This window comes from Pseudomonas nicosulfuronedens, assembly GCF_005877905.1.
Classification (GTDB): domain Bacteria; phylum Pseudomonadota; class Gammaproteobacteria; order Pseudomonadales; family Pseudomonadaceae; genus Pseudomonas; species Pseudomonas nicosulfuronedens.
Genome location: NZ_SWDV01000013.1, coordinates 112,164 through 138,780, shown reverse-complemented (window position 1 = coordinate 138,780; position 26,617 = coordinate 112,164). Strand labels below are relative to the sequence as shown.

21 protein-coding genes are annotated in these 26,617 nt (G+C 66.2%); 12 read left to right on the top strand and 9 right to left on the bottom strand.

Annotated features, from left to right (window positions below; genetic code table 11):
* Positions 1–11: 11 nt before the first annotated feature.
* Positions 12–1,163, bottom strand: a complete 1,152-nt coding sequence (locus FAS41_RS13490; protein WP_138522995.1) for an acyl-CoA dehydrogenase family protein — start codon at positions 1,161–1,163, stop codon at positions 12–14.
* Positions 1,164–1,375: 212 nt separating this feature from the next.
* On the opposite strand from FAS41_RS13490, the gene FAS41_RS13485 reads away from it, so the two are divergent.
* A complete protein-coding gene (locus tag FAS41_RS13485; RefSeq protein ID WP_138523148.1) occupies positions 1,376–2,857 on the top strand; it encodes an ATP-binding protein in 1,482 nt (493 codons plus the stop codon).
* Positions 2,858–3,124: 267 nt separating this feature from the next.
* Here FAS41_RS13485 and fusA read toward each other — a convergent pair whose 3' ends face one another.
* Positions 3,125–5,233 carry an elongation factor G gene (fusA, locus tag FAS41_RS13480; protein ID WP_138522993.1) on the bottom strand — a complete coding sequence of 703 codons (2,109 nt, stop codon included), beginning with the start codon at positions 5,231–5,233 and terminating at the stop codon, positions 3,125–3,127.
* Between the two features lie 257 nt (positions 5,234–5,490).
* Here fusA and FAS41_RS13475 point away from each other — a divergent pair, with 257 nt between their 5' ends.
* From FAS41_RS13475 to FAS41_RS13460, 4 genes are all read left to right on the top strand, one after another.
* On the top strand, positions 5,491–5,994 hold the full coding sequence (locus FAS41_RS13475; RefSeq protein ID WP_138522991.1) for a sigma-70 family RNA polymerase sigma factor: 504 nt from the start codon (positions 5,491–5,493) through the stop codon (positions 5,992–5,994).
* Complete coding sequence (locus FAS41_RS13470; protein ID WP_138522989.1) at positions 5,994–6,929, top strand: FecR domain-containing protein; 936 nt, start codon at positions 5,994–5,996, stop codon at positions 6,927–6,929. Before FAS41_RS13475 ends, FAS41_RS13470 begins: the two co-directional genes overlap by 1 nt.
* Before the next feature lie 250 nt (positions 6,930–7,179).
* Positions 7,180–9,588 (top strand): TonB-dependent receptor, encoded by a 2,409-nt coding sequence (locus tag FAS41_RS13465; RefSeq protein ID WP_138522987.1) that lies wholly within the window; start codon positions 7,180–7,182, stop codon positions 9,586–9,588.
* A 169-nt stretch (positions 9,589–9,757) separates the two neighbouring features.
* A complete protein-coding gene (locus FAS41_RS13460) occupies positions 9,758–10,417 on the top strand; it encodes a DsbA family oxidoreductase (RefSeq protein ID WP_138522985.1) in 660 nt (219 codons plus the stop codon).
* Between the two features lie 279 nt (positions 10,418–10,696).
* Here FAS41_RS13460 and FAS41_RS13455 read toward each other — a convergent pair whose 3' ends face one another.
* A complete protein-coding gene (locus FAS41_RS13455) occupies positions 10,697–11,032 on the bottom strand; it encodes a ribonuclease E inhibitor RraB (protein ID WP_024762270.1) in 336 nt (111 codons plus the stop codon).
* A gap of 206 nt (positions 11,033–11,238) precedes the next feature.
* Between FAS41_RS13455 and ptrC the strand changes: the two genes are divergently transcribed.
* The gene (gene ptrC / locus FAS41_RS13450; protein ID WP_138522983.1) at positions 11,239–11,436 is read left to right on the top strand and encodes a type III secretion system co-regulatory protein PtrC; all 198 of its coding nucleotides are present in this window, start codon (positions 11,239–11,241) and stop codon (positions 11,434–11,436) included.
* A 72-nt stretch (positions 11,437–11,508) separates the two neighbouring features.
* Here ptrC and FAS41_RS13445 read toward each other — a convergent pair whose 3' ends face one another.
* The 3 genes from FAS41_RS13445 to FAS41_RS13435 form a co-directional block, all read right to left on the bottom strand.
* On the bottom strand, positions 11,509–13,752 hold the full coding sequence (locus tag FAS41_RS13445; protein ID WP_138522980.1) for a xanthine dehydrogenase family protein molybdopterin-binding subunit: 2,244 nt from the start codon (positions 13,750–13,752) through the stop codon (positions 11,509–11,511).
* Between the two features lie 11 nt (positions 13,753–13,763).
* Positions 13,764–14,222 (bottom strand): (2Fe-2S)-binding protein, encoded by a 459-nt coding sequence (locus FAS41_RS13440; RefSeq protein WP_138522978.1) that lies wholly within the window; start codon positions 14,220–14,222, stop codon positions 13,764–13,766.
* 442 nt (positions 14,223–14,664) lie between these two features.
* Positions 14,665–15,684, bottom strand: coding sequence for a zinc-dependent alcohol dehydrogenase family protein (locus FAS41_RS13435; protein ID WP_138522976.1), 1,020 nt, complete (start codon positions 15,682–15,684; stop codon positions 14,665–14,667).
* Positions 15,685–15,997: 313 nt separating this feature from the next.
* Here FAS41_RS13435 and FAS41_RS13430 point away from each other — a divergent pair, with 313 nt between their 5' ends.
* From FAS41_RS13430 to FAS41_RS13405, 6 genes are all read left to right on the top strand, one after another.
* On the top strand, positions 15,998–16,912 hold the full coding sequence (locus tag FAS41_RS13430; RefSeq protein WP_017517481.1) for a LysR family transcriptional regulator: 915 nt from the start codon (positions 15,998–16,000) through the stop codon (positions 16,910–16,912).
* 355 nt (positions 16,913–17,267) lie between these two features.
* Positions 17,268–18,503, top strand: coding sequence for a multidrug efflux RND transporter periplasmic adaptor subunit MexE (gene mexE, locus FAS41_RS13425; RefSeq protein WP_138522974.1), 1,236 nt, complete (start codon positions 17,268–17,270; stop codon positions 18,501–18,503).
* A 108-nt stretch (positions 18,504–18,611) separates the two neighbouring features.
* Positions 18,612–21,815 (top strand): efflux RND transporter permease subunit, encoded by a 3,204-nt coding sequence (locus FAS41_RS13420; protein ID WP_138522971.1) that lies wholly within the window; start codon positions 18,612–18,614, stop codon positions 21,813–21,815.
* Positions 21,812–23,233 (top strand): efflux transporter outer membrane subunit, encoded by a 1,422-nt coding sequence (locus tag FAS41_RS13415; protein ID WP_138522969.1) that lies wholly within the window; start codon positions 21,812–21,814, stop codon positions 23,231–23,233. The genes FAS41_RS13420 and FAS41_RS13415 overlap by 4 nt, the downstream gene beginning before the upstream one ends.
* Positions 23,234–23,470: 237 nt before the next feature.
* Positions 23,471–23,665: a hypothetical protein gene (locus tag FAS41_RS13410; protein WP_138522967.1), complete on the top strand. Its 195-nt coding sequence runs from the start codon at positions 23,471–23,473 to the stop codon at positions 23,663–23,665.
* A gap of 117 nt (positions 23,666–23,782) precedes the next feature.
* On the top strand, positions 23,783–23,983 hold the full coding sequence (locus FAS41_RS13405) for a hypothetical protein (protein WP_138522965.1): 201 nt from the start codon (positions 23,783–23,785) through the stop codon (positions 23,981–23,983).
* A gap of 297 nt (positions 23,984–24,280) precedes the next feature.
* On the opposite strand, the gene FAS41_RS13400 is transcribed toward FAS41_RS13405, so the two are convergent.
* Genes FAS41_RS13400 through FAS41_RS13390 form a run of 3 tightly spaced genes read right to left on the bottom strand, consistent with a single transcriptional unit; the run spans position 24,281 to position 26,614 of the window.
* Positions 24,281–25,489, bottom strand: a complete 1,209-nt coding sequence (locus FAS41_RS13400) for a CynX/NimT family MFS transporter (protein ID WP_138523146.1) — start codon at positions 25,487–25,489, stop codon at positions 24,281–24,283.
* An 8-nt stretch (positions 25,490–25,497) separates the two neighbouring features.
* Positions 25,498–25,953, bottom strand: a complete 456-nt coding sequence (locus FAS41_RS13395) for a nucleoside deaminase (RefSeq protein WP_138522963.1) — start codon at positions 25,951–25,953, stop codon at positions 25,498–25,500.
* A 25-nt stretch (positions 25,954–25,978) separates the two neighbouring features.
* Positions 25,979–26,614 (bottom strand): ankyrin repeat domain-containing protein, encoded by a 636-nt coding sequence (locus tag FAS41_RS13390; RefSeq protein WP_138522961.1) that lies wholly within the window; start codon positions 26,612–26,614, stop codon positions 25,979–25,981.
* Between the last annotated feature and the right edge of the window lie 3 nt (positions 26,615–26,617).

The window sequence follows — 26,617 nt, the reverse complement described above, 5'->3', positions numbered from 1 at the left end:
ATGGGGTCGAATCAGATGTATCCGGGGAACGGCGGCACATCGAGCAGCACCGCGCCGGCACCGTCGTACATGCCATCGCTCAGGAAGGCGTGCTGGGTCACCACCATGGCGTCGCGCAGGTAGCGCTGCAGCGGGTGGTTGAGGTAGATCGCCGTGGTGCCGGCCAGGCTGTAGGCGCGGCGCACCACATCGGCGCCGGCACGGGATACGTGCACGGCGGCCAGGCGCAGCTGGCTGACCTGCTCGGGCGTCACGGCGTTGCCGGCGAGGATGGACTCCCAGACGCTCTCGGTGGCGTCATAGAAGAAGCCGCGCGCGGCCTGCAATTCGGCTTCGGCCTTGCCGATCTCGATGCGTACGTAGGCCCGATCACCCAGCTTGGGCGCGCCGGTCACGCCGCTGGAAGACGCCATGCGGGTGATCTCGTCCAGCGCCGCGCGGGCCAGGCCGAGGTTGACCACGGCGAGCACCTGGGCGGCGTAGGCGATGGTCGGGTAGCGGTACAGCGGCTCGTCGATGTTCGACTCGCCGCCACGGATGAAGGTCCAGTCGTCCGCGACGAAGGCGTTGTCCAGCTTCAGGTCGTGGCTGCCAGTGCCCTTGAGGCCGACCACGTTCCAGTTCTCGACGATCTCCACGTCCCTGGCACGCAGCAGCGCAGTGCGTGGCTTGCCGCCCGGACCGCCGATACCGATGCCGACGCCGAGCACATCAGCGCCCTTGCAGCCGCTGGCGAACTTCCAGGTGCCGCTGACGCGCCAGCCGCCTTCCACCTGCGTGGCCGGCTGGATCGGGAACAGGCCGCCAGCGAACACCAGGTCCGGGCCATCGGCATAGAGCTCGGCGAGAGTGTGGCGCGGCAGCGCGGTGAGGTAGGTGCTGGCACTGCCGAAGCTGGCCACCCAGCCGGCGGAGCCGTCGGCTTCGGCGATGCGTTCGACCAGGCGCAGGAACTGCGCCGGCGGCAGCGCGTCGCCGCCGAAGCAGCGCGGGGTCGCGGCGCGGTAGATGCCCACGTCGCGGAAGCGTTCGATCATGTCGCGGGGAACGTGGGAGCGGCTGTCGAACTCGTCGCGGCGTTGGCGGACTTCGTCGAGCACGCGCTGGAATTCGAGGGCACGGCCGTCCGCATCGAGCGGTTCGGCGAGGGCGGCACGCAACATGGCGTCATCTCCGGTTGTTCTTGTAGGGCCGGCCCGTTCGATGCGGGCCGGTCGTCGTTGGGGCCAGTGTATGAACCGCCGTGCACGCCCAACTATTGGGGCGTGCAGCCCCATGACTAAAGAAATCCCCTAGTCGGTGCCGAGTTACTCCGCAGTCCCTTCGCGTTACGCTGCGCGGTATAAAGACAGCACTGCCCAAAGAGTCCCGCATGATGTTCCAGCCCAAGCCCGACGACTTCCTCGCCCTGCTCCAGGCCATGCCGCTGTGCGTGATCCTCCATGACGTGCAGACCAAGGAAATCCTCTGGGCGAACAACGCCGCGCTGGCCGTGCTCGGCTTCACCCTCGAAGAGCTGGTGCCGCTCAAGGCACCGGACATGACTGCCAAGGCCCCGCAGTACCGCCGCTCGGTCGGCCTGCGCTGGCTGGAAGGCGCCGCGCGCACTGGCCAGCGCACCATCGAGTGGTGCTACCGCTCCAAGCAGGGCGTGGAAATCCTCTCCGAAGCCGTTGCCACCCGCGTGCCTCTTCAAGAGCGCGACGTGCTGATGGTGCAGTTCCGCGATATCTCCCGGGAGAAGCAGGTCGAGCGCGACCTGCAACGTTTCGAGAGCCGTCTGAAGGCCTTCATGCAGGACCTCGCCGAAGGCGTGGCGGTACTGGATGCGGACGGCAAGCTGCGTTTCCTCAGCGAATCCGCCCTGCCGCTGCTGGGCGGCAGCCAGGACGACTGGATGGCGCACAACTTCCTCGGCCGCTGCGACAGCGCCACGCGCCCGCGCCTGGAACACCACCTGGCGATGCAACCGCCCAGCCGTGAGCCGTACTCCGTCAGCTATCAGTTGCAACGCCTGGACGGCGAATGGCGCTGGCACCACGCGACCTGCCGCTACATCGAGATCGAGGACGACCTGGTCGGCCACCTGCTGCTGTTCCGCGACGTCACCGAGCAGGTCCGCGCCGCCCAGGCGCAGCGCCAGAGCGACCAGAAGCTGGAGTACCTGGCGCGCTACAACGCCATGGGCGAGATGGCCCTGGCGATTGCCCACGAACTCAGCCAGCCGCTGGCGGCGACGCGCAATTTCATCGAGGGCGCGCTGATCCGCCTGGACCGCGAACAAAAGGCCGAAGCCTCCGCCGCCTGGGGCCTGGACAGCGCCGTGCGGCAGATCGAGCACGCCTCGCTGATCATCAAGAGCGTGCGCGAATACGTGGTGAAACTGGAGCAGGCCGAACAGCGCATCGACCTCAACGAACTGCTCGGCGAGACGCTCTACTTCATCAGCCTCAAGGCCCAGCCAAGCAACGTGCGGGTGGAGCTGGAGCGCTGCGACGAGCCGCTGTGGGTGAGCTGCGAGAAGGTGCTGGTCGGCCAGGTGATCCTCAACCTCGCCTTCAACGCCATCGAGGAAATGCTCAACCTCCCCGAGGAGCGCCGCCTGCTGCGCATCCGCACCTCTCGCGACGGCGACAGCGCGCGGCTGTGCGTGCTCGACCAGGGCCCCGGCATCGATGCCGGGGCCAGGGAGCGGCTGTTCGACGGCTTCTTCACCTCGAAGGTGAGCGGCAACGGCATCGGGCTGGCGCTGTGCCAGAGCATCGTCTCGCGGCACCGCGGCGATATCTGGGCGGAGAACGTCGAGCCGTGCGGGGCGATGTTCTGCTTCGGGTTGCCGGTGGCGGATCCGTCGTAAACAAGGTGCGACGCTTTTCGTAGGATGGGTGGAGCGCAGCGATACCCATCGATGGCGACGTACCGTGCAGCATGGGTATCGCAAGCTCCACCCATCCTACCGATGGCAAGGCCGGTACCGTAGGGCGCATAACCCGGAACGGGTTATCCGCCGCGCCCCTGCGGCGGATAACGCTGGCGCGCTATGCGCCCTACGAAAAGCCGCCATGCCGGAGCCCACCAACGACAACGGCGCCCGCGGGCGCCGTTGTCGGTTCAGGAAGGAGCCTCAGCCGTGGGCCTTCTTGATGATCGCCTCGGCAATGTTCGCCGGCGCCTCGGCGTACTTGGTGAACTCCATCGAATAGCTCGCCCGCCCCTGGGACATCGAGCGCACGTCGGTGGCATAGCCGAACATCTCGCCCAGCGGGACCTCGGCGCGGATGACCTTGCCGGCCGGCGTATCTTCCATGCCCTGGATCAGCCCGCGCCGGCGGTTGAGGTCGCCCATCACGTCGCCCATGTAGTCCTCCGGCGTCACCACCTCGACCTTCATCACCGGCTCCAGCAGCACCGCGCCGCCCTTCTGCGAGAGCTGCTTGGTGGCCATGGAGGCGGCGATCTTGAACGCCATCTCGCTGGAGTCGACGTCGTGGTAGGAACCGTCGAATACCGAGGCCTTCAGGCCGATCAGCGGGTAGCCGGCGAGCACGCCGTTCTGCATCTGTTCCTCGATGCCTTTCTGGATCGCCGGGATGAATTCGCGCGGGATCACCCCGCCGACCACCTCGTTGACGAACTCCAGCCCGTCCTTGCCTTCGTCGCCCGGCTCGAAGCGAATCCAGCAGTGGCCGAACTGGCCACGGCCGCCGGACTGGCGGACGAACTTGCCTTCGATCTCGCACTTCTTGCGGATCGCCTCGCGGTAGGCCACCTGCGGCTTGCCGATGTTGGCCTCGACGTTGAACTCGCGGCGCATGCGGTCGACGATGATGTCCAGGTGCAACTCGCCCATGCCGGAGATGATGGTCTGCCCGGTTTCCTCGTCGGTCTTGACGCGGAACGAGGGGTCTTCCTGGGCCAGCTTGGACAGGGCGATGCCCATCTTCTCCTGGTCGGCCTTGGTCTTGGGCTCCACGGCCACGGAGATCACCGGGTCGGGGAAGTCCATGCGTTCGAGGATGATCGGCTTGTCGATGGAGCACAGGGTGTCGCCGGTGGTGACGTCCTTCATGCCGATCAGCGCGGCGATGTCGCCGGCGCGCACTTCCTTGATCTCCTCGCGCTGGTTGGCGTGCATCTGCACCATCCGGCCGACGCGCTCCTTCTTGATCTTCACCGAGTTGAGCACCGCATCGCCGCTGCTCAGCACGCCGGAATAGACGCGGGCGAAGGTCAGGGTACCGACGAAGGGGTCGGTGGCGATCTTGAAGGCCAGCGCGGAGAACGGTTCGCTGTCGTCGGCGTGGCGCTCCAGGTGCTTCTCTTCGTCGTCCGGGTCGGTGCCGTTGATCGCCGGGATTTCCGTGGGCGCCGGCAGGTAGTCGATCACCGCGTCGAGCACCAGCGGCACGCCCTTGTTCTTGAACGAGGAACCCAGCACCGCCGGGACGATCTCGTTGGCCAGGGTGCGCTGGCGCAGACCGGCCTTGATTTCCTCGACGGTCAGTTCCTGGCCTTCGAGGTACTTGTTCATCAGGTCGTCGTTGGCTTCGGCGGCGGCCTCGACCATGTGCGCGCGCCACTCGTCCGCCAGCGCCTGCAGCTCCGCCGGGATGGGCTCCTCGGCGTAGCTGGTGCCCTGGTCGGCATCGTTCCAGACGATGGCCTTCATCTTCACCAGGTCGATCTGCCCGGCGAAGTTTTCCTCCGAGCCGATGGCCAGCTGGATCGGCACCGGGGTATGCCCCAGGCGCTGCTTGATCTGCGCGACCACACGGAGGAAGTCGGCGCCCTGGCGGTCCATCTTGTTGACGTAGGCCAGGCGCGGCACGTGGTACTTGTTGGCCTGGCGCCACACCGTTTCGGACTGCGGCTCGACGCCATCGGCGCCGCTGAACACCACCACCGCGCCATCGAGCACGCGCAGCGAGCGCTCCACCTCGATGGTGAAGTCCACGTGACCGGGGGTGTCGATGATGTTGAAGCGGTACTTGTTGGGGTACTGCTTGGACGAGCCCTGCCAGAACGCCGTGGTAGCCGCCGAGGTGATGGTGATGCCGCGCTCCTGCTCCTGCACCATCCAGTCCATGGTCGCCGCGCCGTCGTGCACCTCGCCCATCTTGTGGTTCACACCGGTGTAGAAAAGGATGCGCTCGGTCGTCGTGGTCTTGCCGGCATCGACGTGAGCGACGATGCCGATATTGCGGTAAAGCTCGATGGGCGTGGTGCGAGCCATGGTGTGCTCCGTATCTGCTGGGTGACTGCCGGGCCTGCTGCTGCGGGTCCGTTGCCTGCGCGGGACGGCGGGAGAAGAGCGGCGTCAGAAATTTCTGAGCGCAACAGGCTCAAGGTAGCGCGTCTTCGTGGCAATTCCAGTGTCGCGCGGTCGCGGATGTCGCCGTCCGACCGACTGCGTCGCTGCGGCATTGCGTTGGGAGATGGGAAAACCCTAAAATGATAGGCATTCTCAAATGAAAATCTGACGCACGCACCGTGGCCCTCGTCGAAACCCCTTCCCCGCAGCACCTGCACACCCTCTACAACGAGCACAACGGCTGGCTCCAGCAGTGGCTGTGCGGCAAGCTGGGCAACGCCTGGGATGCCGCCGACCTGGCCCACGACACCTTCCTGCGCCTGCTCCGGCGACCGCTGGACGATCTCGGGGAGCGTCCGCGCGCCCTCCTCACCCACATCGCCAAGGGCCTGCTGGTGGACCGCTGGCGGCGCCAGGAGATCGAGCGCGCCTACCTGGAAAGCATCGCCGCGCTGCCCGAAGAGCTGGCGCCCGGCCCGGAAACCCGCGAGCTGATCCTCGAGGCACTGGAGCGCATCGATGCCGCTTTGAACGAGCTGCCGGCGCTGGCCCGCGAGGCATTCCTGCTGTCGCAACTGGACGGCCTGACCTACCCGGTGATCGCCGAGCGCCTGGGCGTGTCCCTGGCCAGCGTGAAGCGCTATATGCGTGCCGGCTTCGTCGCCTCCCTGAGCGTCGCCTGATGCGCGAGCAACCGCTGGACCCCGGCATCCTCGGCGAGGCCGCCGACTGGCTGGTGCGCCTGAACGAACACCCCGCCAGCAGTGCCGACCTGCAAGCCATCGAGCAATGGCGCGCACGCAGCGCCCAGCATGCCGAAGCCTGGCGCCGCGCCGAAGCCCTGCTTGGCCTGCGCCAGCTGCCGCCGGGCCTGGGCCGCAACAGCCTGCAACGTACGGGCCTGAGCCGCCGGCAGATGCTCAACCGCCTGGGCGTGCTGCTGGCCGTGGCGCCCGCCGCCTGGCTGGTGACGCGGCAGATGCCCTGGGCGGAGTGGAACGCTGACCTGCGCACTGCCGTAGGCGAGCGCAAGCACCTGCGCCTGCCTGATGGCAGCCAGCTGACCCTGAATACCGACAGCGCGGTGAACGTAGCCTTCAACGCGCGCGAGCGACGCCTGAGCCTGCTCGAAGGAGAAATCCTCGTCGACGCCCTGCCCGACCCGCGCCCCTTCCTCGTCGACAGCCGCCACGGCCTGCTGCGTACCTCCACCGCACGCTTCAGCCTGCGCGATCTGGGCGATGCGTGCCGGGTCGCGGTGCTGGACAAGGAGGTCAGCGTCGAACTGCCGGGGTACGCCAGCCAAGTCGTCAGCGCCGGCCAGCAGCTGGTCTTCGGCACACAGGGATTCCAGTCCCTGCAGACGGCGGACGCCAACGCCAGCGCCTGGGAGAACGGCATGCTGCTGGCCCAGGGCATGCGCCTGGACGATTTGCTGGGCGAGCTGGGCCGCTACCGCAGCGGCTTCCTGCGTTGCGATCCGCGTCTGGCCGACCTGCGCGTGACCGGGGCGATCCCGCTTGGCGACAGCGATGCCGGGCTGGCGCTGCTGGCGGACATGTTGCCGGTGAAGCTGCGGCGGCTGACGCGCTATTGGGTCACTGTGGAGCCTGCATGAGCTGATTCCGCCTCACTGCGATCGATCGCGTTGGGCACGTCCGTAGGATGGCGTGGAGCGGAGCGATACCCATCGGGCCCGCCGCCGACAGCATGGGTATCGCTCAGGCTCCACCCATCCTACAAAAACCGCCTCACTTCACTCGTTCTGCCAAAACACCGTCTGAAAAAAATTCACTCACCCCTGACACCATTTTCGCTCTCGCCCGGTGAAGAGGAAGACAACCTCTATTTGCCGACAGGAACACTCCATGCTCCTCCGCTCCCGCCTTCGCCCGCACTCCCTCGCCCTGGCCGTCGGCCTGGCCCTGACCGGTGGCGTCGTGCTGCCCACCCTGGCCGCCGAAGCCGCCAGCCAGCAGCGCCAGTACGACATCGCCCCCGGCCCGCTGGGCGAAGTGCTGGCGCGTTTCGCCGCCCAGGCCGGCATCCCGCTGGCCTTCGAGGCGCAAGCGCTGAATCAGCAGCAGAGCGGGGGACTCAAAGGCAGCTTCGCGCCCGAGCAGGGCCTGGAACACCTGCTGCAAGGCAGCGGTTATCGCCTGGTGCGCAAGAACAGCGGCTACGGCGTGGAGGCGGCGCCGGATGACAGCGGCGCCCTGGAAATGGACGCCACCACCGTCAGCGGCGCCGTGCAGCGAGGCGAACTACCGCCCGCCTATGCCGGCGGCCAGGTCGCCCGTGGCGCGCAGTTGGGCATGCTGGGCAACCAGGACATCCAGGATGTGCCCTTCAGCTTCGCCAGCTACACCGCCAAGACCATCCAGGACACCCAGGCACAGACCGTTGGCGACGTGCTGCTCAACGACGCCTCGGTGCGCCAGGGCAACGGCTACGGCAACTTCTCGCAGATCTTCGTCATCCGCGGCCTGCCGCTGAGCACCGACGACGTTTCGCTCAACGGCCTGTACGGCGTTACCCCGCGGCAGATCATCGGCACCGAATCGCTGGAGCGCGTCGAGCTGTTCAAGGGGCCCAACGCCTTCATCAACGGCGTGACGCCCAGCGGTTCCGGTATCGGTGGCGCGGTCAACCTGCAGACCAAGCGCGCCGAGGACACCCCCACCCGCAGCGTGACCCTGGGCTATGGCAGCGACAACCAGATCGGCGAGCACCTGGACCTGGGCCAGCGCTTCGGCGAGGACAACCGCTTCGGTGCGCGGGTCAACCTCGCCCAGCGCGAGGGCGAGACCGGCGTCGACGATGAGAACCAGCGCTACAAGCTGGCCACCGTCAACCTCGACTACCGTGGCGAGCGCCTGCGCCTGATGACCGACTTCGGCTACCAGAAGCAACGCATCAACCAGGGGCGCCCGGTGGTCTACGTCGGAACCGGTGTTACCAGCATCCCTCACGCACCGGACGCCGACGACAACTACGCGCAGTCCTGGAGCTATTCGCAGCTCGAAGACACCTTCGGCATGTTCCGTGCCGAGTACGACCTGAACGACAACTGGACCGCCTATCTCTCCGGCGGCGCCAAGCACACCCGCGAAAACGGCTCCTACTCGGCCCTGACCCTCAGCGACAACAACGGCGCCGCGGGCGGCGGCATGATGGACGCCACCCACGACGAGGACAACAAGAGCGCCATGGCCGGCCTCAACGGCCACTTCGCCACCGGGCCGGTCAGCCACCAGATGAACCTCAGCGTCGCCGGCATCTGGGCCGAACAACGCAGCGCCTACACCATGATCACCAAGCGCTACCCCACCGACATCTATAACCCGGTGCAGACGCCCAAGCCCGCGCCGACCCTGACCGGCGGCGACTACAGCGACCCGGGCATCGTCGGCAAGACGCTGAACAAGAGCCTGGCCGCCGCCGACACCCTGGGCTTCCTCGATGACCGTGTGCTGCTGACCGTCGGCGTGCGCCGCCAGAGCATCGGCACCGACGGCTGGAACTACGTCGGCAAACGCACCGCCAGCTACGACGAGTCCATCACCACGCCGGTCTACGGCCTGGTGGTGAAGCCCACCGAGTACCTGTCGCTTTACGCCAACCGCATCGAAGGCCTGGCCGCAGGGCCGACCGCGCCCAGCAGTGCATCGAACTTCGGCGAAGTCTTCGCGCCGAACCGCTCCAAGCAGGTGGAAGTGGGCGCCAAGCTGGACTTCGGCAGCTACGGCGGCAACCTGGCCTTCTACCGCATCGAGCAGCCGTTCAGCACCACCGACCCGGATTCGAAGCTCTTCAGCGTCGACGGCGAACAGGAAAACCGCGGCGTCGAGCTGAACGTCTTCGGCGAACCCGTCGACGGCCTGCGCCTGCTGGCCGGCGGCACCTGGATCGACACCGAGTTGAAGAACACCGCGGGCGGCAAGACCGACGGTAACCGCGCCGTGGGCGTGCCGACCTTCCAGTACAACCTGGGCGCCGACTGGGACGTTCCCGGCCTCCAGGGCGCCGCCCTCAACGGCCGCGTGCTGCGCACCGGCGGCCAGTACCTGGACGCTGCCAACGACCTGAGCATCCCGGCCTGGACCCGCTTCGACCTCGGCGCCCGCTATGCCTTCAAGGTGGACGAGCGTGACGTCACCCTGCGCGCCAACCTGGAAAACGTCGCCAACAAGTCCTACTGGGCCTCCACCATCGGCGGCTACCTGACCCAGGGCGACCCGCGCACCCTGAAGCTGTCGATGACCGTGGACTTCTGACCCTCTTCGCGACACGGACGTCGCCCCTCTCCCCTCGCCGCCAGCGCTTCAGCCCTGAAGTGCTGGCGCCCGGCAAGCATGCCGCAACACTCCCGGCCGTCTCGTGACTGGATCGGAACACCCATCCGGGTCCATGCTAGTTGCTCGCCCATTTGCCGGAGTTCGCCCCATGAGCGACGCCATCACCATCGATTTCGTCTCCGACGTGGTCTGCCCCTGGTGTGCCATCGGCCTCAACGGCCTGCTGGAAGCCATCCGCCGGGTAGACGGCGAACTGACCGTGGAGCTGCGCATCAAGCCCTTCGAGCTCAATGCCAACATGCCCGCCGAAGGGGAAGACCTGGTGGAGCACCTGCAGCGCAAGTACGGCAGCAGCGCCGAGGACATCGCCCGCAACCAGGAGCACCTGCGTTCCATGGGTGAAGAAGTCGGCGTGCACTTCGACCTGAAGAAGCGCAGCCGTATCTACAACACCTTCGATGCTCATCGCCTGCTGCACTGGGCGGCGGAATCGCACCGCGACGTGGCGCTCAAGCAGGCGCTGCTACACGCCTACTTTGGCGAAGGGCGCGACCCGAGCGACCCTGAAGTGCTGCTGGAAGTGGCCATCAGCGTTGGCCTGGACGCCGTGCGCGCGCGGGAGATTCTCGACAGCGACGCCTATGGCGACGAGGTAGTGGCCGAGGAGGATTTCTATACCAGCCATGGCATCCGCGCGGTGCCGGCGGTGATCCTCAACGGCCGACAGTTGATCTCCGGGGCGCAGAGCACCGACTACTACGAGCAGGCGCTGCGCCAGGTGGCGCGCCATGCGCCGTTGCCGGAGTGACTTGTCCGCCTTGCTGAAAAGGCATGCTTCGCGTGGGCCTCGATTTTTCCAGGGGAGATTGTCATTCAGGGTCAACCCTCTCCCCCCGCCCTCTCCCTGAAGGGAGAGGGAGCTGCCCGTGCCGGCTGACGCTGCGGCTTCATCCTGCTCCGGACGGTCCCCTCTCCCTTCAGGGAGAGGGTTAGGGAGAGGGAAACTCCGGCGCGGACTTTCAGCCGTAGGGCGCAAAACAAAGAAAAACGGCGCCCGAAGGCGCCGTTTCCATGCAGCATCGGTCGATCAGAGCGCCGACCAGCCGTCCATCTGACCACCCAGGTCAGCGGAGTGCTCGGACAGCAGCGCCGCGTAGCCGCTGATGTGCTCGTGGGAGAGCTCCATCACCGGGTAGGCCAGGACCTGCCAGGGCAGCTTGTCGTTGCCGTCGTACTCGGAGTACGCCACCTTCTGCCCGTTCTGCAGCAGCATGATGGCGAAGTCCAGGGCGGACTGCTCGTCCGGGAAGATCACCGCGAACTCCACCTCATGCTCGAGGGAGAGGTCTTCGCCGTCTTCCTGCAGGGCCCACAGGGCATCGCCGATTTCGTCTTCCGGGAAAAGCTGCTTGTCGCGGCTCATGTCACTGCTCCAATTCGATTTACAAAGTGCCCGGTGTGGGCACGCCCGCGCAGGATACCCGTCCTGCATGACAGATGCCGGAAAACTTCGCCGGCACCATCGTCTTTCGTGATGTTCACCATCACGGCGTTTCACTTCCGCCCTCGCCGGCTTAGCGCGACGATGCGTCCATCGGGCCTGCGCCCTCCCACATCGAGCCTGCGACCATGCACAGCACCGACGAGGCGTACCGCATCACCTACATCACCCTGGACGAGGTGCAATTGCACTTCGAGACCCAGGTCGCCGTCACCGACGAGGAAGGCGGACTTGCCCTGCACAGCGCCACCACACTGCCCGAAGAACGCCGGGTACTGCGCGAGCTGATCTGCGAGGCGCACGAACAGCAGGCCCTGGTCGCCTGATCTCAGGAAAGCTTAGACCCTGAACGGCAAATGCCCCGCTCATGCGGGGCATTTGCCGTTCAGGGGCGGGCCTCAGGCCTGCAACTGATTGCCGATCGGCAAGGTGCGGATGCGCTGGCCGGTCGCCGCGAACAGCGCATTGGCCAGCGCGGGCGCCAGGGGCGGCACGCCCGGCTCGCCGACGCCGGTCGGCGGTTCGGCCGACGGCACGATATGCACCTCCACCACCGGCATCTCGTTGATGCGCAGAACCTGGAAGTCGTGGAAGTTGGACTGGTCGACCTTGCCGTCGGTCAGGGTGATGGCGCTGTGCAACGCCGCCGACAGGGCGAAGCCGATGCCCCCTTCCATCTGCGCCTTGATCACGTCGGGGTTGATCGCCAGGCCGCAATCCACCGCGCAGACTACGCGGTCCACCCTGAAGCTCTTGTCCGCCTTGTAGGTCACCTCCACCACCTGGGCGACGAAGCTGCCGAACGACTCGTGCACGGCGATGCCGCGGCCGCGCTGTTCGCCGTCCTTGCCCTTTTCCAGCGGCGCCAGCCAGTTCGCCCGCTGCGCCACCAGTTCCAGCGCGCCGCGATGCCGCGGGTGTTTCTCCAGCAGCTTGCGGCGGAACTCGTACGGGTCCTGCTTGGCGGCGATGGCCGCTTCGTCGATCAGGGTCTCGGTGGAGAACGCCGTGTGGGTGTGGCCCACCGAGCGCCACCATTGGGTCGGTACCGTCACGTTCTCCGCCAGCGCCTGCTCGACACGCAGGTTGGGTACGGCGTAGGGCAGATCGGCGGCGCCCTCCACGGCGATCTTGTCGACGCCGTCCTTGACCATGAACTTCTCGAACGGCGTGCCGACGATGAAGGATTGCCCCACCAGCCGCTGCTCCCAGCCCACCAGGTTGCCCTGGGCGTCCACCGCCAGCCGCGCGCGGTGCAGGAAGGCTGGACGGTAATAGCCGCCACGGGTGTCGTCCTCGCGGGTCCAGACCATCTTGATCGGTACCTTCACGCCCTGTGCACGGGCGGCCTGGGCAATCGCTGCGGCCTCCAGCACGTAGTCCGAATGCGGATTGGCGCGGCGGCCGAAGCTGCCGCCGGCGTACAACTGGGTGATGCTCACCTGCTCGGGCTGCAGGCCCAGCAATTGCGCCACCGACATCTGGTCGCCAGTCTGCCATTGCTCGCCGTTCCAGATCTGGCAGCCATCTTCCTTGAGGAAGACCACGCAGTTCAGCGGCTCCATGGCGGCATGGGCGAGATAGGGGAACTGGTACTCGGCCTCGATCAGGTGTGCCGGTTTCTCCAGCGCCTTGGCCACATCGCCATCGTTGCGCGCCACCAGGCCCGGCTTGCTGGCCATGTCACGGTACTGGGCGAAGATTTCCTTGCTGCCCATCTTGAACGCCTTGCTCTCGTCCCATTCGATCTGCAACGCATCGCGGCCCTGGCGCGCCGCCCAGGTGTTCTTTGCCAGCACCGCAACCCCGGCGAAACGCCGTTCGCTGCCGGGGAACTGCACGACCTCCACCACGCCGGGTACGGCCTTGGCCTTGCTTGCGTCGACCTTCGCCGGCACGCCGCCGAAGCGCGGAGGGTGGGCGACCACCGCCACCAGCATGTCCGGCAGGTGCACGTCCTGGGTGAACTGCGCGGTGCCGTCGGTCTTCGAGGGGCTGTCCTTGCGCGGCAGTTGTACCTGGCCGATCAGCTTGAAGTCCTTCGGCTCCTTCAGTTTCACATCTGCCGGCACCGGCTGCTTCGCCGCTGCCTCGGCCAACTCGCCGAAGCTCGCCTTGTGTCCGGAGGGACCATGGCTGACCACGCCGTTCTGTACCTGGATCTGCTCGGCGGGCACCTTCCACTGCTCCGCCGCCGCGCCGACCAGCATGGCTCGGGCGCTGGCGCCGGCCTTGCGCATCTGTTCGAAGGAGTTGGCCATGGCATTGCTGCCGCCGGTGCCCTGCAGGTTGCCGAAGGCCAGGTTGGCGTAGCGCTTGGCGTCCGCCGGTGCGCCTTCGACCTGCACGTGGCTCCAGTCGGCGTCCAGTTCCTCGGCCACCAGGGTAGCCAGGCCGGTGTAGCTGCCCTGGCCCATTTCCACGTGCTTGGCGATCACGGTAACGGTGCCGTCCGGGGCAATACGGACGAAGGCGTTAGGTTCGAAATCAGCAGCCGCCTGGGCATCACCCAGCTTGCCCAGCAGCGGCGCGAAATAGATGCCCAGGGCCAGGCCGCCGGCGCCGCGCAGGAAGCTGCGGCGGCTGACGTTGAGGATGCTGCCGGGCTCGGCCGGCTGCGGGTCGATACGGGGTTCGAGCATGGTGTCGGTCCTCAGGCCAGGGTCTGGGCGGCGTCGTGGATGGCCGCGCGGATCCGCGCATAGGTGGCGCAACGGCAGATGTTGCCGCTCATGGCAGCATCGATGTCGGCGTCGCTGGGCTTCCTGTTCGAGGCCAGCAGCGCGGTGGCCGACATGATCTGCCCGGACTGGCAGTAGCCGCACTGCACCACGTCGAGCTTGCGCCAGGCGTCCTGCACGGCCTTGCCGGCGGCCTGCTCGGCCACTGCTTCGATGGTGGTGATCTTCTTGCCGGCCACCGCCGCCAGCGGTGTGACGCAAGAGCGGGTTGGCTGGCCGTCGATGTGGACGGTGCAGGCGCCGCACAGCGCCATGCCACAGCCGTACTTGGTGCCGGTCAACCCGGCAACGTCGCGGATGGCCCAGAGCAGGGGCATCTCGCCGGGGGCGTCGAGTTCGTGGTCCTTGCCGTTCAGGTTCACGGTAATCATCAGGGAGTTCACCTCTTCATGCGGGTGATGGAATGGAGGCGAAGCGCAGCGGCTCCGACACGCAATGGGTTCAGCCTAGGCGCAGGGGCCGGCAGGTGCCGCGACAATACGCGAGGAAAGCGCCGAGCGGTTTGCCTGGTTCTCTTCAGGCTTGCCTGATACTGCGGGGGATGCAGCGGTGTATAGATGGCTCTATTCCGTAACTTTGCGGCCGGCCGGAGCCGCTCCTGCCCTGTTCAAAAATGCCACTGCTGCTCTACGTAGGATGGCGTGGAGCGCAGCGATACCCATCGATCCCGCGCATCGACAGCATGGGTATCGCTGCGCTCCACCCATCCTACAAGCCGTCTGGCGACATGATCATCGCTCCTACAGACACACGATTCCCGCGCGCACAAAAAAGCCACTCCGAAGAGTGGCTCTTTCAGCTACGGATGACGGATCACTCCGGCATTTTCATCACCACACGGCCACCGCCCGGGCAGGTTTCCATGTAGTAGTTGGCGTCGCGGTACTGGGCGAAGTCGAACACCCGGTCGATGCTCGGCTTGAGCAACTGGTCGGCGGTCATCTGGTTGATCGCGGTCAGCGCCCGTTGCACGGCTTCGTCGTTGCGGGTCAGGCCGATTTCCGGTTGGCCGGTGAAGTCCAGCACACAGTGACGGTAGAACTGCAGGTGCTTCTTGAACGCCGCGCAGGCCGGGAAGGCTGCATCGTTGCCACCGTTGATGCCGTACAGGATCAGCTTGCCGCGCGGGGCCGCCACGTCGCCCAGCAGTTTCATCTGCGGGCCGGCGCACTGGTCGAGGACGATCTCCACGCCTTCACCCTTGGTGAAGCGCTCGACTTCCAGCACCAGGTCCTGCTCCTCGGTGTAGATGATCTTGTCCGCACCCAGGCCCTTCAGAAATTCGCGGGTTTCCTCGTGGCTGGTGGTGGCGATCACCTGGGCGCCCAACGCCTTGGCCAGCTGCACCGCCTGCGGAGCCAGGCAATGGCCGGCCTCGGTGATCAGCACGCGCTGGCCCGGTTTGATCTGCGCCAGTTCCACCAGCGCAAAGTACGAATACATCAAACCGGTGTAGTGCACCGCCGCCTCGACCGGGGTCAGGACATCCGGATAGCGGGTCAGCGAGGTGCGCGGCAGGATGACGTGGTCACCCCAGGCCGGATAGAGGTTCGGCGAGTTCGCCGGGAAACTGGCCACCGCCATGCCGGGCTCGAGGTCTTCAACGCCCTCGCCCACGGCTTCGACGATGCCGGAGAGTTCATAACCGATGCCCGCCGGCAGCTTGGCCTGATCCGGGGCGAGGTTCTGCCGCCAGAGCACGTCGCGCCAACTGACGCCCAGTGCCTGGGTACGGATCAGTACTTCACCCGGCCCCGGTTGCGGGGTCGGCATCTCCTCGATCTTCAGGACCGAGGCGTCACCGAACTGGTGGAAACGGATCATGCGGGACATCACATACCTCGCCTTAGTAGTGCTCATAGCCACGGACTCTATCCGGGCTTTAGGGGTGACGCCACCGTTCACCATTGATAATTGACATAAACGGCGATGATTCGGCACGCGTTGCAAGCCTTGTCCGGCGCGGCTGCAAGGCTCTGCGCCGGGGCTGTCCAGTGGGCCGGGGTGGCTCTGTTCATACAGAGTCAGACCACACTGCCGGGGCGAGATTCTCATTAAAAAAGTGGAAATTGATCAAGGACTTATCTGACAGACTTGACTCAGGACACGCTCGGCCTCACTTTTCCCCCATCGCCAGGGAGTCCCCATGAACCGCAACGACCTCCGCAAGGTTGACCTCAACCTGTTGATCGTTTTCGAGACGCTGATGCATGAGCGCAGCGTGACCCGCGCCGCGGAGAAGCTGTTCCTCGGCCAGCCGGCGATCAGTGCGGCCCTGGCGCGCCTGCGCGGCCTGTTCGACGATCCGCTGTTCGTACGCACCGGGCGCAGCATGGAGCCCACCGCGCGGGCGCAGGAAATCTTCGGCCACCTCTCGCCGGCGCTGGACTCCATCTCCACCGCCCTGAGCCGCGCCGCCGACTTCGACCCGGCCACCAGCAAGGCGGTGTTCCGCATCGGCCTGTCCGATGACGTGGAGTTCGGCCTGCTGCCGCCGCTGCTGCGCCGCCTGCGCTCCGAAGCGCCGGGCATCACCCTGGTGGTTCGCCGCGCCAACTATCTGTTGATGCCGCAACTGTTGTCCTCCGGGGAGATTTCCGTTGGCGTCAGCTACACCGACGAGCTGCCGGCCAACGCCAAGCGCAAGACCCTGCGCCGCAGCACCTGGAAGATCCTGCGCGCCGACTCGATTCCCGGCGCGCTGACCCTCGACGACTACTGTGCGCGCCCGCACGCGCTGGTGTCCTATGCGGGCGACCTGGACGGCTTCGTCGACCAGACCCTCGCCGAGATGGACCGCAAGCGCCAGGTGGTGCTGGCCGTGCCACAGTTCGTCGGCCTCGCCCAGTTGCTGGCCGGCACCGACATCATCGCCACCGTCCCCGAGTACGTGGCCCTGGCACTCACCGCCGCAGGCGGCCTGCGCGCCGAGGAGCCGCCCTTCCCCACCCGCCTGGCCGAGCTGTCCATGGTCTGGCGCGGCGCCCAGGACCAGGACCCGGCCGAGCGCTGGCTGCGCTCGCGGATCACCATGTTCGTCGGTGACCCGGACAGTCTCTGACGCAACTCCTTCCCGATCCTGCCTGTAGGGCGCATAACCCGGAACGGGTTATCCGCCAGCACCGACGCGGCGGATAACGCATGGGGCGTTATTCGCCCTACGTGACTGATTTCAACCTGTAGGAGCGCGCCATGCGCGCGATCGCGGGCATAGCGCGCTCCTACAGGGAAACTCCGCACGTCCGGGCAATCTCCGTGCCCATTCCTTCTATCTATTCATGCGCATAGTGCAAAGGCTTTTATCACTCCACGTGATAATCAAAATGCACTCGTTCGATTAGTTCCCAAGCGCCCCCTTGCGCAGACTCCGCTCCATCAGAAATCCCAAAACCAATTAGATCGCCGGAGTCTTTTCCATGGAGCGAAATCTGAACACCTTGCGTATTCCGTTGGCGTTGGCCGCCGTGCTGGTTCTCAGCGCCTGCGGCAAGGGCCAGGAGGCGGCACAGAACATGGCCGCCCCCAAGGTCAGCGTGGCGGACGTCATCGAACAACCGATCAACGAATGGGACGAATTCACCGGTCGCCTGGAGGCGCCGGAATCCGTCGAACTGCGTCCGCGCGTCTCCGGCTACATCGACCGCGTCGCCTTCCGTGAAGGCGCGCTGGTGAAGAAAGGCGACCTGCTGTTCCAGATCGACCCGCGGCCGTTCCAGGCCGAGGTGCATCGCCTGGAAGCCCAGCTGCAACAGGCTCGCGCCAACCAGACCCGTACCGTCAACGAAGCGTCCCGCGGTGATCGCCTGCGTGCCACCAATGCCATTTCCGCGGAACTCGCCGACGCCCGCACCGCCGCCGCCACCGAGGCGAAAGCCGTGGTCGCCGCGACCCAGGCGGAACTGGACAACGCTCGCCTGAACCTGTCGTTCACCCAGGTCACCGCGCCCATCGACGGCCGCGTCTCGCGCGCCGAAGTCACCGCCGGCAACCTGGTGAACAGCGGCGAAAGCGTGCTGACCACCCTGGTCTCCACCGACAAGGTCTACGCCTACTTCGACGCCGACGAGCGTGTCTACCTGAAGTACGTCGACCTCGCCCGCAAGGGCGGCCCGGACGCCCGTGGCACCAGCCCGGTGTACCTGGGCCTGACCGGCGAGGATGGCTTCCCCCACCAGGGCCGCCTGGACTTCCTCGACAACCAGGTCAACCCCAAGACCGGCACCATCCGTGGCCGCGCCGTGTTCGACAACGACGCCAACCAGTTCACCCCCGGCCTCTACGCCCGCATCAAGCTGGTCGGCAGCGGCACCTACCCCGCTGCGCTGATCAAGGACGAAGCGGTCGGCACCGACCTGGGCAAGAAGTTCGTGCTGGTGCTCGACAAGGACAGCAAGGTGCAGTACCGCGGCATCGAGCTGGGCCCGAAACTCGAAGGCCTGCGCATCGTCCGCAGCGGCCTGGTCAAGGGTGACCGCATCGTGGTCAACGGCCTGCAACGGGTTCGCCCGGGCGCCCAGGTCGACGCCCAGGGTGTCGAGATGGCCAGCAAGGAAACCCTCGCCAACCTCGAAAGCCAGCGCCAGGCGCTGGAGCAGATCGAGGCGCCGAAAGTCGCCGAGAAATCCGGCAAACCGGGCGCGCCTCGCGGCTGACCCAACCCGTAATTCCTGAATCGATGTACCAGGCCCTGTCCCACCAGGGCCTTGGGTGACCTTTGTCCCGGGTTTGGCGAACCGCAGCGTTCGCGACAGGAACCAGCCATGAACTTTTCGCAATTCTTCATCCAGCGGCCGATCTTCGCCGCCGTGCTTTCGCTGATCATCCTGATCGGCGGGGCCATCTCGCTGTTCCAGCTACCGATCAGCGAATACCCCGAAGTGGTGCCGCCCACCGTGGTGGTGCGCGCCAACTTCCCCGGCGCCAACCCCAAGGTGATCGGCGAGACCGTTGCCGCGCCGCTGGAACAGGCCATCACCGGCGTCGAGAACATGCTCTACATGTCCTCGCAGTCCACCGCCGACGGCAAGATGACCCTGACCATCACCTTCGCCCTGGGCACCGACCTGGACAACGCGCAGGTGCAGGTGCAGAACCGCGTGACCCGCACGCAGCCCAAGCTGCCCGAGGAAGTCACGCGGATCGGCATCACCGTCGACAAGGCTTCGCCCGACCTGACCATGGTCGTGCACCTGACCTCGCCGGATAACCGCTACGACATGCTCTACCTGTCCAACTACGCCATCCTCAACATCAAGGATGAGCTGGCGCGCCTGGACGGTGTGGGCGACGTACAGCTGTTCGGCATGGGCGACTATTCCCTGCGCGTGTGGCTCGACCCGAACAAGGTCGCTTCGCGCAACCTGACCGCCACCGACGTGGTCGCGGCGATCCGCGAGCAGAACCGCCAGGTCGCCGCCGGTTCCCTCGGCGCCCCGCCGTCGCCGAGCGATACCAGCTTCCAGCTGTCGATCAACACCCAGGGTCGCCTGGTCACCGAGGAAGAGTTCGAGAACATCATCATCCGCAGCGGCCCGGACGGCGAGATCACCCGCCTGAAGGACATCGCCCGCGTCGAACTCGGTTCCAGCCAGTACGCCCTGCGCTCGCTGCTGGACAACCAGCCGGCGGTCGCCATTCCGATCTTCCAGCGTCCCGGCTCCAACGCCATCGCCATCTCCAACCTGGTGCGCGAGAAGATGGCCGAACTGAAGAAGGACTTCCCGCAGGGCGTGGACTACTCCATCGTCTATGACCCGACCATCTTCGTTCGCGGCTCCATCGAGGCGGTGGTGCACACCCTGTTCGAAGCCCTGATCCTGGTGGTGCTGGTGGTCGTGCTGTTCCTGCAGACCTGGCGTGCCTCGATCATCCCGCTGGCCGCCGTGCCGGTATCGCTGATCGGTACCTTCGCGGTGATGCACGCCTTCGGCTTCTCGCTCAACGCGCTGTCACTGTTCGGCCTGGTGCTGGCCATCGGTATCGTGGTGGACGACGCCATCGTGGTGGTGGAGAACGTCGAGCGGAACATCGGGCTGGGCCTCACGCCCATCGAGGCGACCAAGCGCGCCATGAAGGAAGTGACCGGGCCGATCATCGCCACCGCGCTGGTGCTGTGCGCCGTGTTCATTCCCACCGCGTTCATCTCAGGCCTCACCGGGCAGTTCTACCGGCAGTTCGCCTTGACCATCGCGATATCCACGGTGATCTCGGCGTTCAACTCGCTGACCCTGTCGCCGGCGCTGTCCGCCGTGCTGCTCAAGGGGCACCACGAGCCGAAGGATCGCTTCTCGGTGATCCTCGACAAGCTGCTGGGCAGCTGGCTGTTCCGTCCGTTCAACCGCTTCTTCGACCGCGCCAGCCATGGCTACGTCGGCACCGTCACCCGCGTGCTGCGCGGCAGCTCCATCGCGCTGCTGCTCTATGCGGGGCTGATCGGCCTGACCTACCTGGGCTTCTCCAGCACCCCGACCGGCTTCGTGCCGCAACAGGACAAGCAATACCTGGTGGCCTTCGCGCAGCTGCCCGACGCCGCCACGCTGGACCGCACCGAAGCGGTGATCAAGCGCATGTCGGAAATCGCCGGCAAGCATCCGGGCATCGAGCACACCGTGTCCTTCCCCGGCCTGTCGATCAACGGCTTCACCAACAGCCCCAACAGCGGCATCGTCTTCACCCCGCTCAAGGACTTCAGCGAGCGTAAAGGCCCGGGCATGTCGGCCAACGAGATCGCCGCCGAGCTGAACAAGCAGTTCGCGGATATCCAGGACGCCTACATCGCGATCTTCCCGCCGCCGCCGGTACAGGGGCTGGGGACCATCGGCGGCTTCCGCCTGCAGATCGAGGACCGCGGCAACGCCGGTTACGAGGAGCTCTACGCACAGACCCAGAACATCCTCAACAAGGCCCGCGCGCTGCCGGAGCTCAACCCCATGTCGGTGTTCACCAGCTACCAGGTGAACGTGCCGCAGGTGGATGCTGCCATCGACCGCGAGAAGGCCAAGACCCACGGGGTTGCGATCAGCGACATCTTCGACACCCTGCAGGTCTACCTGGGTTCACTGTACGCGAACGACTTCAACCGCTTCGGCCGCACCTACCAGGTGAACGTCCAGGGCGAGCAGCAGTTCCGTCTCGAACCCGAGCAGATCGGCCAGCTGAAAGTGCGCAACAACCTGGGTGAAATGGTCCCGCTGGCCACCTTCATCAAGATCAGCGACACCTCCGGCCCCGACCGCGTGATGCACTACAACGGCTTCATCACCGCCGAGATCAACGGCGCCGCCGCACCGGGCTACAGCTCCGGCCAGGCCGAGGCCGCCATCGAGCGCCTGCTCAAGCAGGAGCTGCCCAATGGCATGACCTACGAATGGACCGAGCTGACCTACCAGCAGATCCTCGCCGGCAACTCCGCGATCTACGTGTTCCCGCTCTGCGTGCTGCTGGCCTTCCTGGTGCTGGCTGCGCTGTATGAAAGCTGGGGCCTGCCGCTGGCGGTGATCCTGATCGTGCCGATGACCCTGCTGTCGGCCATCGCCGGGGTGATCCTGTCCGGTGGCGACAACAACATCTTCACCCAGATCGGCCTGATCGTACTGGTGGGCCTGGCGTGCAAGAACGCGATCCTGATCGTCGAGTTCGCCAAGGACAAACAGGACGAAGGCATGGACCGCCTGAGCGCGGTGCTGGAAGCCTGCCGCCTGCGTCTGCGGCCGATCCTGATGACCTCCATCGCCTTCATCATGGGCGTGGTGCCCCTGGTGCTGTCGTCCGGCGCCGGCGCCGAAATGCGCCATGCCATGGGTGTCGCGGTGTTCTCCGGGATGCTCGGCGTGACCTTCTTCGGCCTGCTGCTGACCCCGGTCTTCTATGTGCTGATCCGCCGCTTCATGGAAGCCCGCGAAGCGAAGAAACAGGAGCGTGCCGCCCTGAGCCACGCGTCCCACAACGAGGCCCACCAGGCATGAGCGCCATCAACATGAGTGCCGTGAAACTGTTCGTCCCCTCCCTGCTCGCGCTGGCCCTCAGCGCGTGCATGGTCGGCCCCGACTACCAGAAGCCGGACACCGCGCCGGCCCGACTGGACAGCAATGCCCAGGCGCAGAACTACGACCGCAATCGCTTCGAAGACGCCTGGTGGAAGCAGTTCGACGACCCCGTGCTGACCCAGCTGGTCGAGCAGTCGCTCAAGGAAAACCGTGAGCTGCGCGTGGCCTATGCCCGCGTGCTGGCTTCGCGGGCCATCCGCGACGACGTGGCTAATGACCGCTTCCCCACGGTCACCAGCCGCGCCGAAGGCCAGGTCGGCAAGGGCCAGGTGCCCGGCCAGACCGAGGACCGGGTGAACCAGGAGCGCTACGACCTGGGCCTGGACATGATCTGGGAGGTCGACCTGTTCGGCCGCGTGCGCCGCCAGCTGGAATCCAGCGACGCACAGAGCGAAGCCATAGTCGCCGACCTGCAACAGCTGCAGGTCAGCCTGATCGCCGAGCTGGCCGATGCCTACGGGCAACTGCGTGGAGCGCAGCTGCGTGAAAGCATCGCCAAGAGCAACCTGGACAACCAGCGCGAGTCCCGCGACCTGACCATCCAGCTGCGCGACGCCGGCGTTGGCAGCGAGCTGGACGTGCAACGCGCCGAAGCGCGCCTGGCTTCCACCGAAGCCAGCGTGCCGCAACTGCAAGCTGAAGAGGTGCGCCAGCGCAACCGCATCGCCACCCTCCTCGGCCAGCGCCCGGACGCGCTGAGCGTGGACCTGTCGCCGAAGAAACTGCCGGCCATCGCCAAGGCGCTGCCCATCGGCGATCCGGGCGAGCTGTTGCGTCGCCGTCCTGACGTCGCCTCTGCCGAACGCCGCCTGGCCGCTGCGACCGCAGACGTCGGCGTAGCCACCGCCGACCTGTTCCCGAAGGTCAGCCTCGGCGGCTTCCTGGGCTACACCGCCGGCCGTGGCTCGCAGATCGGCTCGTCCGCCGCCAGCGCCTGGGGCGTCGCCCCGAGCATCACCTGGGCGGCCTTCGACCTGGGCAGCGTGCGGGCTCGCCTGCGCGCCTCCAAGGCCGATGCCGACGGTGCCCTGGCGACCTACGAGCAGCAGGTCCTGCTGGCCCTGGAGGAGTCGTCGAACGCCTTCAGCGACTACGGCAAGCGCCAACAGCGCCTGGTGTCGCTGGTGCGCCAGTCCGAAGCCAGCCGCAACGCCGCGCAACAGGCCGGCCTGCAATACCGCGAGGGCACCGTGGACTTCCTCAACCTGCTGGACGCCGAACGCGAGCAACTCGCCGCCGAAGACGCCCAGGCGCTGGCGGAAGTCGACGTGTATCGCGGCATCGTGGCGATCTACAAGGCCCTCGGCGGCGGCTGGCAGCCGACACCGGCGGCCTGATCGGTCCTCCCCGGTCGAGAATCTCTCGACCGTTCTGGCCCTGCGGTCTGACGCTCCGGACCGCGGGGCTTTTTTATGCCCGCGGCACACTGGCGACTCCTAGCTATTGGCACACATGTTCCGGAATCTGTCAGATACTTAGATTCTGATCAGTATTTTCTGATAGCAATCGAAAATAAGCTGAACCCAGATCGAATTCAGAATTCACTGACGTCATGAATCAGGGAAGCCCGCTCCGTGCTCAACAACGAGGTCGAGAGAAGTCCAACCCCCTCCCGCGACACCGAGCTGTGCCAACTTCTCCTCGGCGTCAGGCGCGGCGACGTCATCCACCCTCACTTGAAACGGCTGCTGGTACACCTCGGATTCACCGAACTGCACGGCCTGCAACTCGCCCTCACGGGCAAGGGCAGACTTCTGCTGGAGAGCTGAGCTTGGGCTGAGCGTCCCGGGCCGCTATGATCCGGGCCGACTTGCCAGGGATCAAAGGAGTTCGGTCCTACTCTGGCCTAGACTCTCTATATCGGACCTTTCAGACAAGGACTCACCGTGGACGCCACTGCTCATTTCATCCCGCTGGACCCCACGTCCCTCTTCATCACCCTCGGCATCATCGTCTTCGGCATGTTCATGCTGGGCATCGGCTTCACCATCCGCCATCGCCCGGTGGGTGTGTTCCTGATGTGGGTCGGCACGCTGAGCATGCTGTCGATCATCGGCTACCGCATCTATATCGCGACGTCGGTCTGACCCTCTCACTCGCCTGAAAACGATCGCGGACAAAGTCCGCTCCTACCCGACAGTCCTGTACTCGGATCAGCCCTCACCCTAACCCTCTCCCAGGGGGAGAGGGGACTGTTCGGTGCAGGATGAAATCTTGATGTCCGCCGGCACGGGCGGCTCCCTCTCCCCCTGGGAGAGGGCTGGGGTGAGGGAAAGGCGCTGGCACGGACTTACCTGAAGCAAACAGTTGCTCCTACGACAGCTCAAGGCCTGCGTGGGAGCGGACTCCGTCCGCGATTGGCATCCGACAACGCAGAATTTCGCCTATTTCCCCATTGCCCGCGCATACCCTCTGGGCGAGAAGCGCAGGGTCACGCCCAGCATCAGCACCACCGACACCGCCAGCAGGATCCAGGAAGCCTGGAAGCTGCCAGTGCTGTCGCGCAGAGCGCCGGTGACGTAGGGCACGATGCCGGTGACGATGAAGCCGATGCCCTGCACGAAGGCCGCCAGGCGCCCGGCCGCGCCGGCGTCGGCGAGGTGGTCCAGGGTCAGGGTCAGGCTCAGGGCGAAGCAGGCGCCCAGACCGTAGCCAATCAGCGCCACCCACAGACCCGGCAGGTGCAGCGGCGCCGAGATCAGCCCGATGAACCCGGTAAGCTGGATCAGCAGGCACAGGCACAGCCAGCCACGACGATCCAGCGAACGGCGGATCAACAGCGGGATGGTCAGCGCGGCGATCACCTGAAAGATCGTCATCAGGCCGATCAATTGGCCGCTGGCCTGGGCCGTCCAGCCGAGCTGGCGGTAGTACACCGGCAGCCAGGCCACCATGCTGGTGTAGCCGCCATTGATCAGGCCGAAGTACAGGGCCAGCAGCCAGGCGCGGCGGCTGCCGAAATAGTGCTGGACCTTTTGCTGCGGCGGTGTGGCCACAGGCGTCTCCCGCGGACGCGCCACGGACCACAGCAACAGGCCGACAACCGCCAGCAGCAGCCAGGCACCGAGGCCGTCCTGCCAGCGATGGAAGTGTTCCGATACCACCGGCGCCAACACCGCTGCACTACCGCCGCCAGCCATCAACGATGCCGAGTACAGGCCCATGGCCGACGGCACCTTGTGCGGGAACCAGCGCTTGATCACGCCGGGCACGAACGCCTGGATCACCGCTACGCCACAGCCCGCCAGCACCGCGCTGGCGATCAGGGCGAAACCGCTGTCCAGCAGCAGCCGCCAGAAGCACGCCGCGCCGATGGCCAGCAGGCCGAGCACCATGCCCCGGCTCTCGCCCAGGCGCGGGCCGACCCACGGCAGGCCCAGGGCGAACAGGCCCATGCACAGCACCGGCAGCACCGTCAGCATCGACAGGCCCTGGAAGCCCAGGCCGGTGGCGTCGTGGATGTCGGCCAGCAGCGGGCCGATGGAGGTGAGGATCGGCCGCAGATTGATGCCCAGCGCGACGATCACCAGCAGGCCGATCCAGCCGGCGTGGCTGCTCTGCCCCGCCGCTTCGCCCTGCGCCGGCAGGGTCATGCCGCGGCTCACGTGCGTTGCTCCTGCCAATAACCGTACAGACCTTCTTCACCACTCGGGCGCAACGCGCGCAGCGGAACCGACTGCCACTGCGGCGGCTGGGTCATCTGCTGGTACACGGCGGCAGTCGACAGCCCGAACGGCTCGCCATCGTCGTTGGAATAGGCGAAGTAGGCGCCCTCCACGCCACAAAGGTGCATGGCCGCCAGGCACATCGGGCACGGATGTCCGCTGGCGTAGATCACGCAGCCGTCCAGCCGCGACATGCCCAGCACCGCCGAGGCACGGCGGATCGCCAGCAGTTCGGCGTGGGCGGTGGGGTCGAAATCCAGGTGGATGGAGTTTGCGGCGCGGGCGATCACCCGCCCGTCCTTGACCAGCACGGCGCCGAACGGGCGGCCGCCGGCCTCGATGTTGTGGCGGGCCAGTTGCAGGGCCTCGCGCATGAAGACTTCGTGTGACATGGCAGTTTCCAGCGAATCGGTTCGATCAATGCGCGCCGGCGACTTCCAGCATCCTGGCAATGGTGGTCTGGTTGCGCTGGCGGGCGTGTTGCAGCGGCGTAACGCCGTCGTTGTCGGCCAGGTTCAGGTCCGCCCCGGCTTCAATGAGCTGTTTCACGATGGCCTGGTGACGCGGGCCGCCGTCGCTGAGCAGGATGGCTTCGAGCAGCCCGGTCCAGCCCAGCTTGTTGACATGATCGGGATCGACGCCAGCCTTGAGCAGCGTGGCCACCACCTCCACATGGCCGCGCTCGCACGCCGGAATCAGTGCCGTGCCGCCATAGCGGTTGGTACTGCGCAGGTCGGCGCCATGGGCCAGGGTCAGCTGAAGGATTTCCAGGTGCCCCGCCGCACCGGCCAGCAGGTAGGCGCTGTCGTGGATGCGGTTCTGCCGGTTGACGTCGGCGCCAGCGGCGACCAGCAGTCGCGCGACTTCCGCACGATTGCGAGCGGTGGCCAGCAGCAGCGGCGTATTGCCCTGCCCGTCGGTCACATCCACTGGCACACCGCGCTTGAGCAGCGCCGCGACCTCGGCTTCGTGACCTTCGCCGGCCGCAGCCAGCAATGCGTCTGCAGCGGCGCGGCTGTGCACGTCCTCGGTCTGGATAGTCGGCATGTCCATGGA

Excerpts from the sequence above, each read along its gene's own strand:
- FAS41_RS13490 (WP_138522995.1), bottom strand. The coding sequence starts at position 1,163 with ATGTTGCGTGCCGCCCTCGCCGAACCGCTCGATGCGGACGGCCGTGCC.
- FAS41_RS13485 (WP_138523148.1), top strand. The coding sequence starts at position 1,376 with ATGTTCCAGCCCAAGCCCGACGACTTCCTCGCCCTGCTCCAGGCCATG.
- fusA (WP_138522993.1), bottom strand. The coding sequence starts at position 5,233 with ATGGCTCGCACCACGCCCATCGAGCTTTACCGCAATATCGGCATCGTC.
- FAS41_RS13470 (WP_138522989.1), top strand. The coding sequence starts at position 5,994 with ATGCGCGAGCAACCGCTGGACCCCGGCATCCTCGGCGAGGCCGCCGAC.
- FAS41_RS13465 (WP_138522987.1), top strand. The coding sequence starts at position 7,180 with ATGCTCCTCCGCTCCCGCCTTCGCCCGCACTCCCTCGCCCTGGCCGTC.
- FAS41_RS13460 (WP_138522985.1), top strand. The coding sequence starts at position 9,758 with ATGAGCGACGCCATCACCATCGATTTCGTCTCCGACGTGGTCTGCCCC.
- FAS41_RS13455 (WP_024762270.1), bottom strand. The coding sequence starts at position 11,032 with ATGAGCCGCGACAAGCAGCTTTTCCCGGAAGACGAAATCGGCGATGCC.
- ptrC (WP_138522983.1), top strand. The coding sequence starts at position 11,239 with ATGCACAGCACCGACGAGGCGTACCGCATCACCTACATCACCCTGGAC.
- FAS41_RS13445 (WP_138522980.1), bottom strand. The coding sequence starts at position 13,752 with ATGCTCGAACCCCGTATCGACCCGCAGCCGGCCGAGCCCGGCAGCATC.
- FAS41_RS13440 (WP_138522978.1), bottom strand. The coding sequence starts at position 14,222 with ATGATTACCGTGAACCTGAACGGCAAGGACCACGAACTCGACGCCCCC.
- FAS41_RS13435 (WP_138522976.1), bottom strand. The coding sequence starts at position 15,684 with ATGTCCCGCATGATCCGTTTCCACCAGTTCGGTGACGCCTCGGTCCTG.
- FAS41_RS13430 (WP_017517481.1), top strand. The coding sequence starts at position 15,998 with ATGAACCGCAACGACCTCCGCAAGGTTGACCTCAACCTGTTGATCGTT.
- mexE (WP_138522974.1), top strand. The coding sequence starts at position 17,268 with ATGGAGCGAAATCTGAACACCTTGCGTATTCCGTTGGCGTTGGCCGCC.
- FAS41_RS13420 (WP_138522971.1), top strand. The coding sequence starts at position 18,612 with ATGAACTTTTCGCAATTCTTCATCCAGCGGCCGATCTTCGCCGCCGTG.
- FAS41_RS13415 (WP_138522969.1), top strand. The coding sequence starts at position 21,812 with ATGAGCGCCATCAACATGAGTGCCGTGAAACTGTTCGTCCCCTCCCTG.
- FAS41_RS13400 (WP_138523146.1), bottom strand. The coding sequence starts at position 25,489 with ATGACCCTGCCGGCGCAGGGCGAAGCGGCGGGGCAGAGCAGCCACGCC.
- FAS41_RS13395 (WP_138522963.1), bottom strand. The coding sequence starts at position 25,953 with ATGTCACACGAAGTCTTCATGCGCGAGGCCCTGCAACTGGCCCGCCAC.
- FAS41_RS13390 (WP_138522961.1), bottom strand. The coding sequence starts at position 26,614 with ATGGACATGCCGACTATCCAGACCGAGGACGTGCACAGCCGCGCCGCT.